Origin of the sequence: Variovorax pasteuri (genome assembly GCF_051216435.1) — a bacterium.
Classification (GTDB): Bacteria; Pseudomonadota; Gammaproteobacteria; order Burkholderiales; family Burkholderiaceae_C; genus Variovorax.
In genome coordinates this window covers 361182-376153 of the sequence record NZ_JBPJZS010000002.1, presented here as the reverse complement: position 1 = coordinate 376153, position 14972 = coordinate 361182, and the positions used below count along the sequence as shown (strand labels likewise).

Here is a 14972-nt window from a genome sequence, read left to right as displayed (position 1 = left end):
TCGGCCGACCCTTTGAGCAATACCCCCGAGTCAGCGGAGGCGGCCGAACTCGACGAGGGCGCCGACCCCATCGAGCCCAGCGAGCTGCGGCCTTTTGTCATCGACGCCGCCCAGCACGGCCAGCGGCTCGACCGCGCGCTCGCCGCGCTGGTGCCCGAATTTTCCCGAAGTTACCTGCAGCAGCTGATCGAAGGCGGTGCGGTGGAAGTGCAGGGGCACACGCTCAAGAAGGTCTCGGCGGCGGTGAAAGCGGGGCAGGCCGGCCGCATCGAGCTGCGCCCGACGCCCCAGAGCCAGGCGTTCAGGCCCGAGGCGATGGACATCGTCACCGTGCACGAGGACGAGCACCTGCGCATCATCGACAAGCCCGCCGGCCTCGTCGTGCACCCGGCGCCCGGCCATTGGAGCGGCACGCTGCTCAACGGGTTGCTGGCGCTCGACCCCAAGGCCGTGCTCCTGCCGCGCGCCGGCATCGTGCACCGGCTCGACCGCGACACCAGCGGACTGATGGTGGTGGCGCGTACCCGCGCCGCCATGGACGCGATGGTGGCGCTGATTGCCGCACGCGACGTCAAGCGACAGTACCTGGCGATCGGGCACAAGCCCTGGGCGGGCGCCGCGGCCCGGCAGGTCGACGCGCCCATCGGCCGCGATCCGCGCAACCGGCTGCGCATGGCTGTGGTCGATCTCGAGCGGAACTCGGGCAAGACGGCGCGCACGCTGATCGAGCGGCTCGACAGCAACACCGAAGCCTGCGCTGTGCGCTGCACCCTCGAAACTGGCCGCACCCACCAGATCCGCGTGCACATGGCGTCGATCGGCCATCCTTTGGTCGGCGACGCACTCTACGGCGGCGCGCCGGGCGCCGGCCTGACCCGCCAGGCACTGCATGCGTTCAGGCTGGCCTTCGTGCACCCCGTCACGCACGCGCCGCTCGAGTTCCGGTCGGCGCCGCCGCCGGACCTGGCGCAGGCTTTGCAGTCCTGGGGCCTGGATTACAATCGCGCCTGACGGCCCGAGGGCCTCGCCGGCCACCCAAGGCCGGCCTTGCGCTGCATTTGCCGTGTGCCTGCAGCGCCTACTCCTTTCATCCTTCTGAACAAGCGTCCCCGAGGCGCCTTTTCCCGGATAACGCGAACCATGAATACGGCGGATGCCAAGCGCATTCTCGAAACCGCCTTGATCTGTTCGAGCCAGCCGTTGCCGGTGCGCGACATGCGCGTGCTGTTCGACGACGAACTGGGCGTGGACACCATCAAGGTGCTGTTGCTTGAATTGCAGGAAGACTGGGCGCAGCGCGGCCTGGAGCTTGTGAGCGTGGGCAGCGGCTGGCGCTTTCAGAGCCGGCCCGAAATGCGCGACCATCTCGACCGCCTGCATCCCGAGAAGCCGCCGCGCTACACGCGCGCCGCCCTCGAGACGCTGGCCATCATTGCCTACCGTCAGCCCGCCACACGCGGCGACATGGAAGACATCCGTGGTGTGACGATCAATTCGCTGATCCTCAAGCAACTCGAGGACCGCGGCTGGGTCGAGGTCATCGGCCACCGTGAAACCGTGGGCCGGCCGGGCCTGTACGCCACCACGCGCCAGTTCCTCGACGACCTGGGCCTGGCCTCGCTCGACCAGTTGCCGCTGATCGAAACGCCGGCGCAGCAGGCGGCCCTGGTCGACGCGCTCGAGCGGGCCTCGGGCGACCAGCAGGGCTTGCCGATGGATGCGGCGCCGGAAGTGGTCGAAGTCGCGGAAAACGCGGAAATGGCTGAAGTTGCCGAGGCGGTCGAAGCCGCCCAGGCGCAGGTGGCCGAGGCTGCCGCATCCGCCGAGGCGCCCGAAGCCTTGTCCTTCCCAGAAACAGAACCCGAAGCCGAATCCACGGCCGAGCCGGAACCCGCGTTCGCTCAAGCCGCGCCACTGGCCCCAGAACCCGATGCCCCGTCTGCGGACGAGGCCGGCCCCCCCGCTCCTTCCTCCGGAAAAACCTCATGAGCACACCCGACACCGACGACGCGGCCATGCTGCCTGCCGAACCCGAAGTCAAAAAGAAGAAACGTGCGACCGCGCCCAAGAAGGCTGCAGGTGGGGCGGTTGAAGCGGTAGCGCCGCAAGCCGCGACGCCTGAAACTGCGCCTGTGGACGCTGAAGCGCCCAAGAAGCCGCGCGCGCCTCGCAAGAAGAAGGTGGCGGACGGCGCGGCGGCTGCATCCGATGCGCCGGTGGTGGCCGAAGAGGCTCCCTTGGTAGTCGAAGAGGCCCCCGCGGTTGTCGATCCGGTGGTGGCTGTCGCCGGCGGGGTCGAGGCGCCCGTCGATGCAGCGCCGGAAGAAGCCGAGGAGCCGGCGCCCGCGCAGCAGGCCCCTCAGGCGACCCAGCCAGAGCAGGTCGGCCGCAATGACAGCAGCGACGAGGACGAAGACGACGAGGAAGAGCCCGACGAGGAAGAAGACGACCTCGACCGTGCCCGCCGCGCCGCCGAGCGCGAGCAGCGCCATGCGCTGCCGCCCGAGCCGATCCGCTTCGCCGACGTCATTTCCGGCCAGTTCGACGCCGACGAGGAAAGCCCGGAAGTGCCGCCGCTCAAGCGCGTGCTGCTCCCCGAGGCCGACTCGCCCAAGCTGCACAAGGTGCTGGCGCAGGCAGGCCTCGGTTCGCGGCTCGAAATGGAGCAGCTGATTCTCCAGGGCCGCATTTCCGTCAACAACGAGCCGGCGCACATCGGCCAGCGCATCCAGTTCGGCGACCAGGTCAAGATCAACGGCAAGCCCATCCGCTTCCGCATCGCGCCCCCGCCGCCGCGCGTCATCGCGTATCACAAGCCCGTGGGCGAAGTGGTGACGCACGACGATCCGCAGAACCGCCCGACCGTGTTCCGCAAGCTGCCGCGCCTGCAGCAAGGCAAGTGGCAGTCGGTCGGCCGGCTCGACCTGAACACCGAAGGCCTGCTGCTGTTCAGCAGCTCGGGCGACCTGGCCAACCAGCTCATGCACCCGCGCTTCGGCCTGGAGCGCGAGTACGCGGTGCGCGTGCTGGGTGCGCTCACCAAGGAAGAAAAGCAGAAGCTGCTCGACGGCGTGCGCCTGGACGACGGCATGGCGCAGTTCGGCACCATCGAAGACGGTGGCGGCGAAGGCTCGAACTGCTGGTACCGCGTGACCATCTCCGAAGGCCGCAACCGCGAGGTGCGCCGCCTGTTCGAGTCGGTGGGCCATGCGGTCAGCCGGCTGATCCGCATTCGCTACGGCGCGATGGTGCTGCCGCGCGGCCTGAAGCGCGGCGCCTGGATGGAGCTCGACGAGCGTGACATCCGCGCGCTGTTCCAGGCGTCCGGCGGCGCGGCTGCGCGCCCCGACCCGCAGCAGGCGCGGGGTCCCGGCCAGGACGGCGGCGGCAATGGCCGCAACGGCCGCAACAAGAAGCGCCGGGGCAACCGCAATGGCGGTGGCCCCGGTGGCGGCCAGCCGCGCGACATGCGCGACGGCCGCGACGAAGGCGCCCGCGAGGGCCCGATCCCGAGCCCGCTGGGCGACGGTCGTGCGCCGCGCGGCGACCGCGGGGATCGCGGCGGTCGTGCCAACCGCGGCCCCGGCAACGGCGGTCCGCCGCAGGGCCAGGCGCGCCGCGGGAACGGCAATGCCGGCAATGGTGGCAACCGCCAGGGCGGTGGCGGCAATCGCCAGGGCGACGACCGTCAACCCAGCGGTGCCAACCAGCCCGATCCGATGAAAACTTCACTCGGCTACATCGGTGCCGACAGCTTTTCGCGCCAGCGCAAGGAGCAGCGTGGAGCCCCAGGTCGCCGCAGCGGCGGTGGTGGCTACGGCGGTCCGGCAGGGCAGGCCGGCGGACGGCGCCGCGGGCGCTGAAAGCCAGCCGACGGAGCGCGGCCTTTCGCGGGGTTTTCACCAACCGCGAAGGCTGCGCCGGTTAAAATCAGAGGCTTTGTCGACAGGTGACGCAACCAAAGCGTTGCAGTTGTGACAAAACACTTCAAAATCAAAGCTTCAGGAAGCATTTCAATGGCTATCGAACGTACCCTCTCCATCATCAAGCCCGACGCAGTTGCCAAGAACGTCATCGGCAAGATCGTCTCCCGCTTTGAAGCCGCCGGCCTCAAGGTCGTCGCCGCCAAGCTGGTGCACCTGTCGCGCAACGAAGCCGAGCAGTTCTACGCCGTGCACAAGGAACGTCCCTTCTTCAAGGACCTGGTCGAGTTCATGATCTCGGGCCCCGTGTTCGTGCAAGCGCTCGAAGGCGACAACGCCATCGCCAAGAACCGCGACCTGATGGGCGCCACCGACCCCAAGAAGGCAGCCGCCGGCACCATCCGCGCCGACTTCGCCGACAGCATCGACGCCAACGCCGTGCACGGTTCGGATGCGCCTGAGACCGCAGCGAACGAAATCGCCTTCTTCTTCGCCGGCCTCAACGTCTACGCACGCTGAAGAGCCGCATCTCGACCGATTCCATGACCACAGTCAACCTGCTCGACTTCGATCTCGAGGGGTTGGCTGCGTTCTGCGAAAAGCTCGGCGAGAAAAAATTCCGCGCCACGCAGCTGTTCCGCTGGATCCACCAGCGTGGCGCGAGCGACTTCACCCAGATGACCGATCTGGCGAAGTCTCTGCGCGAGAAACTCGCGACCACCGCGCGCGTGGAGGCCTTGCCGGTCGTCACGCAGCACGAATCCAAGGATGGCACGATCAAGTGGCTGTTCGACGTCGGTGACGGCAATGCCGTCGAAGCCGTATTCATTCCAGAGGACGACCGCGGCACCTTGTGCGTGTCGTCCCAGGCCGGCTGTGCGGTCGGTTGCCGCTTTTGCTCGACCGGGCATCAGGGCTTCAGCCGCAACCTCAACACGGGCGAAATCGTCGCCCAGTTGTGGTTTGCCGAACACTTCCTGCGCAAGCACCTCAAGCGCAACGAGCGCGTCATCTCCAACGTGGTGATGATGGGCATGGGCGAGCCGCTGCAGAACTACTCGGCACTCGTGCCTGCACTGCGCACGATGCTTGACGACAACGCCTACGGGCTGTCGCGCCGTCGCGTGACGGTGTCGACCTCCGGCGTGGTGCCCATGATCGACCGCCTGGGCACCGATTGCGCCGTGGCCATGGCCGTGTCCCTGCACGCCCCGAACGACGCGCTGCGCGATGACCTCGTGCCGCTCAATCGCAAGTACCCCATTGCCGAGCTGCTCGAGGCCTGCAAGCGCTACCTGGCGTACGCGCCGCGCGACTTCATCACCTTCGAGTACTGCATGCTCGACGGCGTGAACGATCAGCCCGAACACGCGCGCCAGTTGATCGAACTCGTACGCAAGCACGACGTGTCGTGCAAGTTCAACCTCATTCCGTTCAATCCGTTTCCGGCCTCGGGCCTGCTGCGCTCGCCGCAGCCCCGCGTTCTCGCTTTCGCGAAGACGTTGAGCGAAGCGGGGCTCGTGACCACCGTGCGCAAGACGCGCGGCGACGACATCGACGCCGCCTGCGGCCAGCTCGCCGGTGACGTCAAGGACCGCACCCGTGCGGCCGAACGCATGGCTCAGCGCCGCGCCACAGAGAGTCCGATCGTGATGCACCCGGCTCGCAAGACCATTCCCCAGGAGCACTGAACCCATGAGCATGGCCTTTTCGATGACGACCGTGAACGCGCAGCGGCTGTTTGCCGCGAGCTTTGCCGGCGTCGCCGTGGCGTTTTTGCTCTCGGGCTGCGTGAACACCCGAACCACCACCACCAGTCTGGCCGACAGCAGCTCCAGCCGGGGCGTCGAGGTCGTGACCGAGTCGGACGAAAGCTCCCGCCAGCGCCGCGCGCGCCTGCGCATGGAGCTCGCTTCGGGTTATTTCGAGCAAGGCCAGACCACGGTGGCGCTCGACGAGATCAAGCAGGCGCTGGTGGCCGACCCCAACAACGCGGATGCCTACAACCTGCGCGGCCTCGTCTACATGCGCCTGGACGACGCCGGGATGGCGGAGGACAGCTTCCGCCGCGCCATCGCCATCAGCCCGCGCGATGCGAACGCGCGCCACAACTACGGCTGGCTGCTGTGCCAGCAGAACCGCTACGGCGATGCCGCGGCGCAGTTCACTGAAGCGCTGGCCGTGCCCAGCTATCCGGACCGCGCCAAGACGCTGATGACCCAGGGCGTGTGCGAACTCAGGGCCGGCCAGCGCGTGCAGGCCGAGCGCAGCCTCATGCAGGCCTACGAGATCGACGCCGGCAACCCGGTGGTCGGCTTCAACCTGGCCTCGGTGCTCGCGCAACGCGACGAGTGGTCGCGTGCGCAGTTCTACATTCGCCGCGTCAACAACAGCGCCTCGGCCAGTGCCGAGACGCTCGCGCTCGGCATCAAGATCGAGCGAAAACTCAACAACCGCGAGGCCGCCGCGCAGTTGGGCGGTCAATTGCAACGACGCTTCCCACAGTCGCGGGAGGCAATCGCGTACGAACGCGGGAACTTAAATGACTGATCGGGTTTCGGAGTTCGGCACTTCCGTGGCACAGACGCTCGAGGAAGGCGACATCACGCACAAGACGGCCGGCGACCTGCTTCGCGAGGCGCGCGAGGCCCACGGCCTGCACATCGAGATGGTGGCGGCCGCGCTCAAGGTGCCGCCGCAGAAATTGCTGGCGCTCGAGGCGGACGACATTGCTTCGCTGCCCGATCCGGTCTTTGCGCGCGCGCTGGCCAGCAGTGTGTGCCGCGCACTGCGCATCGATCCGGCGCCCGTGCTGGCGAAGCTGCCTTCCACGCAGAGGGTGTTGCTGGCCGAGTCGGACCGCACGCTCAAGAGTCATGTTTCTTCGGGCACGCCGCGCTGGAACGGCAGCAGCGGCCGTTCCAGCGGCCTGCCGTCGCGCGCGCTGGTGACGGTCGTGGTGCTTCTGTTGATCGGCGCGGGCGCGCTGTTCTGGCTGCCCCAGTCGGTCTTCGACCAGATCGGCGCCTCCGTGGCGCGACTGACGGCAAAGAGCGGCTCCGACGCCGGTTCGGCCACCGAAGGTTCGGGGAATGGCGCGGCTTCTGCGGATGGCTCCGGCGTGGTCGCCGAGACTGTTGCTGCCCAGCCCGTGGCGCCGAGCGGGTCGGTCGGTCAAACGCCGGTCGCTTCGACCGGCACTCCGGTTGCCGTGGCACCGGCGGCCGCGGCATCCGCGCCCGTGGCGCCTGCCGCGAGCAGCAGCCAGCAACTGGTTTTCGTGGCGCGAGAAGAGTGCTGGGTCACCGTGACCGAAGCCGGTGGCAAGCAACTGCTTCGCCGCAGCCTGAAGGCGGGTGAAACGCTGGGCCTGTCGGGCACGCTGCCGCTGTCCGTCGTGGTCGGCCGCGCGTCGAGTGTCGATGTGCAGGTTCGAGGCCAGCCCTTCGACCTGAAGCCGGTCACCAAGAGCGGTGGCGTGGCGCGTTTCGAGGTGAAATCATGACGAACGAGTGCCTTCCCGTTGCCGTGGGGCCCATCGAGGCGGCCGCGCCCAAGGCGCGCCGCTCGCGCCAGGCCCGTGTGGTCTGGGGCCCGCGCGTGGTCACGGTCGGCGGCGACGCGCCCGTGCGCGTGCAGTCCATGACCAACACCGACACCGTCGATGCCATCGGCACCGCGATCCAGGTGAAGGAGCTGGCCATCGCCGGCTCGGAAATGGTCCGCATCACGGTGAACACGCCCGAAGCCGCGGCGCAGGTGCCCTACATCCGCGAGCAGCTCGACCGCATGGGCGTCGACGTGCCGCTGATCGGCGACTTCCACTACAACGGCCACCGCCTGCTCACCGACTATCCGGCCTGCGCCGAGGCGCTGAGCAAGTACCGCATCAACCCCGGCAACGTGGGCAAGGGCGACAAGAAGGACAAGCAGTTCGGCCAGATGATCGACGCCGCGATGCGCTGGAACAAGCCGGTGCGCATCGGCGTCAACTGGGGCAGCCTCGACCAGGAGTTGCTCGCCAGCCTGATGGACACCAACAGCCAGCGCGCCCAGCCCTGGGACGCCAAGCAGGTGATGTACGAGGCGCTGATCACCTCGGCCATCGAGTCCGCCAAGCTCGCTGAATCCATGGGCATGGCTGGCAACCAGGTCATCCTGTCGTGCAAGGTGAGCGGCGTGCAGGACCTGGTCTCGGTGTACCGCGAGCTCGCCAGGCGCTGCGACTATTCGCTGCACCTGGGTCTTACCGAAGCCGGCATGGGCACCAAGGGCACGGTGGCTTCGGCCACGGCGCTGTCGATCCTGCTGCAGGAGGGCATCGGCGACACCATTCGCGTGTCGCTCACGCCGCAGCCGGGCGAGTCGCGCACGCAGGAAGTGCTGATCGCCAACGAAATCCTGCAGGCGCTGGGCCTGCGCGTGTTCGTGCCGAGCGTCACCGCCTGCCCGGGGTGCGGGCGCACCACCAGCACCACCTTCCAGGAACTGGCCAAGCAGATCGACGACTACCTGCGCATGCAGATGCCGGTCTGGCGCACCAAGTACCCCGGTGTCGAGACGTTGAAGGTGGCCGTCATGGGCTGCATCGTCAACGGCCCCGGCGAGAGCAAGCACGCCGACATCGGCATCAGCCTGCCCGGTACCGGCGAGGCGCCCGCCGCACCGGTCTTCATCGACGGCGAAAAGGCCCTCACGCTGCGCGGCGACAATATCGCCAACGAGTTCCACCAGCTCGTAGAAACATACATCGAAAAGCGCTTCGGCGGCGAGCACGCCGTCGCTGCCTGACACCTCCGCGGAATCCATGGCTGAAAAATTGAATGCCGTCAAAGGCATGAACGACATATTGCCGCCCGAATCGGCGCGCTGGGAGTGGCTCGAGGCCACCGTGCGCGACCTGATGGGGCGCTATGCGTACCGCAACGTGCGCACGCCGATCCTGGAGCACACGGCGCTGTTCGTGCGCGGCATTGGCGAAGTGACGGACATCGTCGAGAAGGAGATGTACGCCTTCGAGGACCGTTCCGACAAGCATGGTCAGGCGGAACATCTGGCCATGCGGCCCGAAAACACCGCCGGCCTCGTGCGTGCGGTGATCGAGCACAACATGCTCTACGACGGCCCCAAGCGCCTCTGGTACACAGGCCCGATGTTCCGTCGCGAGAAGCCGCAGCGTGGACGCTACCGCCAGTTCCACCAGATCGGCGCCGAAGCCCTGGGCTTTGCCGGTCCCGACGTCGATGCCGAACTGATCCTGCTCGCGAGCGCGCTCTGGAAGGCCATCGGCCTGACCGACGTGCGGCTCGAACTCAACAGCCTGGGCCAGCCTGCGGAGCGCGCACTGCACCGCGCACAGTTGATCGCCCACTTCGAGCAGCACGCCGACAAGCTCGACGAAGACGGCAAGCGCCGCCTGCACAGCAACCCGCTGCGCATCCTCGACACCAAGAATCCCGCGATGAAGGACGTCGTCGAATCGGCGCCGAAGCTGATCGACTTCCTTGGCGCCGAATCGCTCGCGCACTTCCAGGGGTTGCAGGCCATCCTCAAGGCCAATGACATCGCCTTCACGATCAACCCGCGCCTGGTGCGCGGCCTGGACTACTACAACCTGTCGGTGTTCGAGTTCGTGACCGACCGGCTCGGCGCGCAGGGCACGGTGTGCGCCGGCGGCCGTTATGACGACCTGATCGCCCAGATCGGCGGCAAGCCCGCACCGGCCGTGGGCTGGGCCATGGGCGTGGAGCGCGTGCTCGACCTGCTCAAGGAGCAGGGCGCCGATGTGCCTGCGCCGGTCCCCGATGCGTATGCCATCGTGCCCGACGCCGCCTCGATGCCGGTGGTGCTGCGCACGCTGCAACAACTGCGCGAAGCGGGCGTGCGCGTGCAGATGCATGCAGCCACCGCCGAAGGGCTTGCCAGCTTCAAGGCGCAGATGAAAAAGGCGGACGCCAGCGGCGCCCGCCACGCATTGATCTTCGGCGCCGATGAACTTGCACGCGACGAAGTGACTCTGAAAGCGCTGCGCGACGCAAGCGTCCCGCAGACCGCACGGCCCCTCGCAGAAGTGGCCGCCTGGGCCGTCACCCTACAATCGCCGGCTCCCAACATCTGACAGCGCATGGCAACCCCTCTCGACCTCGAAGAACAGGAACAGCTCGACCAGCTCAAGCATTTCTGGAACACCTACGGCACCTTGATCACCTGGGCCGTGCTGCTCGTCGCCGGCGCCTTCGTGGCCTGGAACGGCTGGCAGTACTACCAGCGCAGCAAGGCAACGCAGGCCGCAGCCCTTTACGACGAGGTCGAGCGCAGCACGCAGTCCGGCGACGTCGAGCGCATCCAGCGCGTGCTGGGCGACATGAAGGAACGCTTCGCCTCCACCGCGTACGCGCAACAGGCCGGCCTGCTGGTCGCCAAGACGCTGTACGAGAAGGGCAACACCGAAGGTTCCCGTGCCGCGCTCACGTGGGTGGCGCAAAGCGCCATCGACCCGGGCTACCAGGCCATTGCCAAGCTGCGTCTCGCGGCCGAACTGCTGGACGCCAAGTCGTACGACGATGCGCTCAAGCAGCTCGACGGCAACGTGCCGAAGGAGTTCGAACCGCTGGTGGCCGACCGCAAGGGCGACATCTACCTGGCCCAGGGCAAGCGCACCGAAGCGCAAGCCGAATACCGCAAGGCCTGGACCGGCCTTGGCGCCACCTCCGACTACCGCCGCCTGATCGAGATCAAGCTCAACGCGGTCGGCGTCGATCCGAAGAGCCTGGCGCCTGTCGTCACGGTCACACCCGCTGCCCCCAAAACTCCCTGACTGCATCATGAATTTCAAGCGTTTCGTGCCTGAATCGACCGCCCTGCGTGCGGGATCAGCTCTTGTTTTGGTAGCGTTCCTCGCCGCCTGCTCCGGCAGCGGCAAGCCCAAGCCCGAAGAGCTGCCGGCCAACCCGGCCCTGGTGGGCGTTCGCCAGGCCTGGACGGTGCGCATTCCCGAGGTCAAGTTCCCCCTCACCACCGACATCAGCGGCGACACGGTCACCGTGGCCGGCAGCGACGGCACGGTGGTGGCCATCGACGCCCGCGCCGGGCGCGAAACCTGGCGCGCCAGCGTCGGGGCTCCGCTGGCAGCCGGCGTCGGCAGCGACGGCACCATGGCCGCGGTAGTCACCACCAACAACGAGCTGGTCGCGATCGAGAACGGCAAGGTCCTGTGGAAGCAGAAGCTGTCGGCGCAGGCCTTCACGGCGCCGCTGGTCGCGGGCCGCCGCGTGTTCGTGCAAACAGCCGACCGCAGCCTCAGTGCCTGGGACGGCCAGAGCGGCCGCCGCCTCTGGATCCAGCAGCGCACCGGTGAAAACCTCGTGCTGCGCAAGTCGGGCGTGCTGATCGCCGTGGGCGACACGCTGGTCGCCGGCATCGGCGGTCGTCTCGTGGGCATCAACCCGGCCAACGGCACTTCACGCTGGGAGTCGCCCATCGCGGCGCCGCGCGGCACCAACGACGTGGAACGCCTGGTCGACCTGACCGGCAGCGTGAGCCGCTTCGGCGACACGGTCTGCGCGCGGGCGTACTACGCCAGCGTGGGCTGCGTCGAAACCGTGCGCGGTTCGCTGGTGTGGAGCAAGCCGGCTTCGGGCGCGGACGGCCTCAGCGGCGACGATCGTTTCGTCTACGGTACCGAATCCGACGGCAGCGTCGTGGCGTGGCGCCGTGCCGATGGCGAGCGCGCCTGGCAGATGTCCCGCCTGAAGAACCGCGAGCTGACCGCGCCGCTGGCCGTGGGCCGCTCGCTCGTCATCGGCGAAGGTACCGGCACGCTGCATTTCGTGTCTCGCGAAGACGGCGCGCTGCTCAATCGCGTCACGCCCGATGGCTCCGCCATCACCGTCACGCCGGTCCTGGCCGGCAACACGGTCGTGGTCGTGACTGCCAAGGGTGGCGTGTTTGGCTATCGCCCTGAATAACTTTTACTTTTTGCAAGGCCCGATCATGAAAACCGCGCCATCGAAAGGCCGGCCATGAAGCCGGTCGTGGCCCTGGTCGGGCGCCCCAATGTGGGCAAGTCGACCCTCTTCAACCGCCTGACGCAGACGCGCGACGCCATCGTCGCCGACTTTGCCGGCCTCACGCGCGACCGCCATTACGGCAACGGCCGCCTGGGCAAGCACGAGTTCATCGTCATCGACACCGGTGGCTTCGAGCCCGACGCCGGCAGCGGCATCTACAAGGAAATGGCCAAGCAGACGCGGCAGGCCGTGGCCGAAGCCGATGTGGTGATCTTCGTGGTCGATGCCCGCGAAGGCCTCTCGGCGCAAGACCACGACATCGCCAACGAGCTGCGCCGTCTGGGCAAGCCCTGCGTGCTGGCGGCCAACAAGGCCGAAGGCATGCTCGACGGCACCAAGCTCGTGGATTTCTACGAGCTCGGCTTCGGCGACGTCTACGGCGTGTCCGCGGCGCACGGGCAGGGCATGCGCGACCTGGTCGAGCTTGCGCTCGCACCGCTGAACCTGCCGGACCCCGAGGACGAGACGGACGAAGACGACGTCAACAAGCCGATCAAGCTGGCCGTCGCCGGCCGGCCGAACGTGGGCAAATCGACGCTGATCAACACCTGGCTTGGTGAAGAGCGCCTCGTGGCGTTCGACATGCCGGGCACCACGCGCGACGCCATTTCCGTGCCCTTCGAGCGAAACGGCCAGCATTTCGAACTGATCGACACGGCCGGCCTGCGCCGCAAGGGCAAGGTGTTCGAGGCGATCGAGAAGTTCTCTGTGGTCAAGACGCTCCAGGCCATCGAGTCGGCCAACGTCGTGCTACTGCTGCTCGATGCGACGCAGGGCGTGACCGACCAGGACGCGCACATTGCCGGCTATATCCTCGAGAGCGGACGGGCCGTGGTGATCGCCATCAACAAGTGGGATGCGGTCGACAGCTACCAACGCGAGCAGATCCAGCGGCAGATCGAGACGCGCCTGCCGTTCCTGAAGTTCGCGGCGCTGCATTTCATCTCTGCGATCAAGCGCCAGGGCCTGGGTCCCGTGTGGCAGGCGATTGCGCAGGCTCACAAGTCGGCCACGCGCAAGATGTCGACTCCGGTGCTGACCCGGCTGCTGCTGGAGGCAGTGCAATTCCAGGCGCCCAAGCGCGGCGGCATGTACCGCCCGAAGCTGCGCTATGCCCACCAGGGCGGCATGAACCCGCCGGTGATCGTGATCCATGGCAATTCGCTGGAGCACGTGACCGACGCGTACAAGCGCTTCCTCGAAGGGCGTTTCCGCAAGGAGTTCGACCTGGTGGGCACGCCGTTGCGGATCCAGTTCAAGAGCTCGGCGAATCCGTTTGCCGACAAGGACGACTGAGCGCGGATCGGGTCTTGGCCGCCGATGGCGGCTCTTGACTTGACGCTGTAACGGAAGTTCCGTCTTTCCAGAGACGTTATTTTCTCAAGGCTTTTGACCCCGGTTGCTGCAGCGCAGAAACCCTGTGTTATGGTCATCTCTCCAACAACTACTCTTGAACACGGAGAATATCGTGAGCAATAAAGGGCAACTTCTGCAAGACCCGTTTCTGAACACTTTGCGTCGCGAGCATGTGCCGGTTTCCATTTATTTGGTCAACGGTATCAAGCTGCAAGGCCAGATCGAGTCTTTTGACCAGTACGTCGTGTTGCTTCGCAACACGGTGACACAAATGGTCTACAAGCACGCCATTTCCACCATCGTGCCGGGTCGTGCCGTCAACTTCTCGGCCTCCGAGAGCGAAGACGCCGCTGCCTGATCGCGCGGAGCGCGGCGGCTCCGGCTGCCGCGCTTTTTCCCTATTTTGACCCCGCTTGTCTGAACCGATCCCCCGCCAGGAAGGCGCCGCCGTTCTCGTCGGTGTCGATTTCGGGCTGCCCCATTTCGACAGCGAACTCGAGGAACTCGGCCTGCTCGCGCAGACCGCGGGCCTGACGCCTGTCGCCCGTCTCGCGTGCAAGCGCAAGGCGCCTGACGCCGCATTGTTCGTTGGCAGCGGCAAGGCCGAAGAAATCAAGGAACTGGCTGCCCTGCACAGGGCCAGCGAAGTCATCTTCGATCAATCCCTGAGCCCTGCGCAGCAGCGCAACCTCGAGCGCCAGCTCGACGTTGCCGTCTACGACCGTACTTTCCTCATTCTCGAGATCTTCGCCCAGCGCGCACGTTCGCACGAAGGCAAGCTGCAGGTCGAGCTCGCTCGCCTGCAGTACCTCAGCACGCGGCTGGTCCGTCGCTGGTCCCACCTGGAGCGCCAGACCGGCGGAGCGGGTGTGCGCGGCGGCCCCGGCGAAAAGCAGATCGAGCTCGATCGCCGCATGATCAACGAATCGATCAAGCGCACGCGCGAGCGTCTTGCGAAGGTGCAGAAACAGCGCGGGACTCAGCGCCGCCAGCGCGAGCGTCGCGAGACCTTCAACATCTCGTTGGTGGGCTACACCAACGCGGGCAAGTCGTCGCTGTTCAATGCGCTGGTCAAGGCCCGCGCCTATGCCGCCGACCAGCTGTTCGCCACGCTCGACACCACCACGCGCAATCTCTACCTGGGCGACGCGCGGCGGCAGGTGTCCATCTCCGACACCGTGGGCTTCATCCGCGACCTGCCGCACGGGCTGGTCGATGCGTTCAAGGCCACGCTGCAGGAGGCGGTCGACGCCGACCTGCTGCTGCATGTGATCGACGCCTCCAACCCCCACTACCCCGAGCAGATGGCCGAGGTGCAGTCGGTCTTGCGCGACATCGGCGCGGATGGCGTTCCGCAACTCCTGGTGTTCAACAAGCTTGATGCTCTTGAAAGCACGCAACATCCGCTGCATCTGCAAGACGAGATGGAAATCGACGGCGTGCAGGTTCCTCGCATCTTCCTCAGTGCCAGGAGCGGCGAGGGCGTGCCGCTGCTGCGTGCCGAGCTTGCACGGCAGTCGGGCTCCATAGCCGATACGATGACCCCTGAGGCGGACGCTGAATTGCATGATTCCGCCGATTGATTGGGCACAATCCCGCCACTGACAAGAGAACGAAGCGAATG

The 14972-nt window shown here is 66.9% G+C and carries 14 protein-coding genes; all 14 read left to right on the top strand.

Annotation, left to right across the window (positions count from 1 at the left end; all coding sequences use genetic code 11):
* The first annotated feature begins 12 nt into the window (after positions 1-12).
* The 14 genes from ACSFBM_RS08905 to hflX all read left to right on the top strand — a co-directional run bounded on the left by ACSFBM_RS08905 (position 13) and on the right by hflX (position 14931).
* A complete protein-coding gene (locus ACSFBM_RS08905; RefSeq protein WP_435484028.1) occupies positions 13-1011 on the top strand; it encodes an RluA family pseudouridine synthase in 999 nt (332 codons plus the stop codon).
* A 129-nt stretch (positions 1012-1140) separates the two neighbouring features.
* Positions 1141-1989 (top strand): SMC-Scp complex subunit ScpB, encoded by an 849-nt coding sequence (scpB, locus tag ACSFBM_RS08900; protein WP_435484027.1) that lies wholly within the window; start codon positions 1141-1143, stop codon positions 1987-1989.
* Complete coding sequence (locus ACSFBM_RS08895) at positions 1986-3863, top strand: pseudouridine synthase (protein WP_435484026.1); 1878 nt, start codon at positions 1986-1988, stop codon at positions 3861-3863. Before scpB ends, ACSFBM_RS08895 begins: the two co-directional genes overlap by 4 nt.
* Before the next feature lie 153 nt (positions 3864-4016).
* Positions 4017-4442: a nucleoside-diphosphate kinase gene (gene ndk / locus ACSFBM_RS08890; RefSeq protein ID WP_056521682.1), complete on the top strand. Its 426-nt coding sequence runs from the start codon at positions 4017-4019 to the stop codon at positions 4440-4442.
* A 23-nt stretch (positions 4443-4465) separates the two neighbouring features.
* A complete protein-coding gene (gene rlmN / locus ACSFBM_RS08885) occupies positions 4466-5614 on the top strand; it encodes a dual-specificity RNA methyltransferase RlmN (protein WP_435484025.1) in 1149 nt (382 codons plus the stop codon).
* Positions 5615-5618: 4 nt separating this feature from the next.
* Complete coding sequence (gene pilW, locus ACSFBM_RS08880) at positions 5619-6473, top strand: type IV pilus biogenesis/stability protein PilW (RefSeq protein WP_435438608.1); 855 nt, start codon at positions 5619-5621, stop codon at positions 6471-6473.
* A complete protein-coding gene (locus tag ACSFBM_RS08875; RefSeq protein ID WP_435484024.1) occupies positions 6466-7428 on the top strand; it encodes a helix-turn-helix domain-containing protein in 963 nt (320 codons plus the stop codon). The genes pilW and ACSFBM_RS08875 overlap by 8 nt, the downstream gene beginning before the upstream one ends.
* On the top strand, positions 7425-8714 hold the full coding sequence (gene ispG / locus ACSFBM_RS08870; RefSeq protein WP_435484023.1) for a flavodoxin-dependent (E)-4-hydroxy-3-methylbut-2-enyl-diphosphate synthase: 1290 nt from the start codon (positions 7425-7427) through the stop codon (positions 8712-8714). The genes ACSFBM_RS08875 and ispG overlap by 4 nt, the downstream gene beginning before the upstream one ends.
* A gap of 16 nt (positions 8715-8730) precedes the next feature.
* Complete coding sequence (gene hisS, locus ACSFBM_RS08865; protein ID WP_435484022.1) at positions 8731-10041, top strand: histidine--tRNA ligase; 1311 nt, start codon at positions 8731-8733, stop codon at positions 10039-10041.
* A gap of 6 nt (positions 10042-10047) precedes the next feature.
* Complete coding sequence (locus ACSFBM_RS08860; protein ID WP_435484021.1) at positions 10048-10740, top strand: YfgM family protein; 693 nt, start codon at positions 10048-10050, stop codon at positions 10738-10740.
* Between the two features lie 7 nt (positions 10741-10747).
* Positions 10748-11890, top strand: coding sequence for an outer membrane protein assembly factor BamB (gene bamB / locus ACSFBM_RS08855; protein ID WP_435438613.1), 1143 nt, complete (start codon positions 10748-10750; stop codon positions 11888-11890).
* A 54-nt stretch (positions 11891-11944) separates the two neighbouring features.
* A complete protein-coding gene (gene der, locus ACSFBM_RS08850; RefSeq protein ID WP_435484020.1) occupies positions 11945-13288 on the top strand; it encodes a ribosome biogenesis GTPase Der in 1344 nt (447 codons plus the stop codon).
* 172 nt (positions 13289-13460) lie between these two features.
* Positions 13461-13706 (top strand): RNA chaperone Hfq, encoded by a 246-nt coding sequence (gene hfq / locus ACSFBM_RS08845; protein ID WP_435438615.1) that lies wholly within the window; start codon positions 13461-13463, stop codon positions 13704-13706.
* A 55-nt stretch (positions 13707-13761) separates the two neighbouring features.
* Positions 13762-14931 carry a GTPase HflX gene (gene hflX, locus ACSFBM_RS08840; RefSeq protein ID WP_435484019.1) on the top strand — a complete coding sequence of 390 codons (1170 nt, stop codon included), beginning with the start codon at positions 13762-13764 and terminating at the stop codon, positions 14929-14931.
* Positions 14932-14972: the final 41 nt, after the last annotated feature.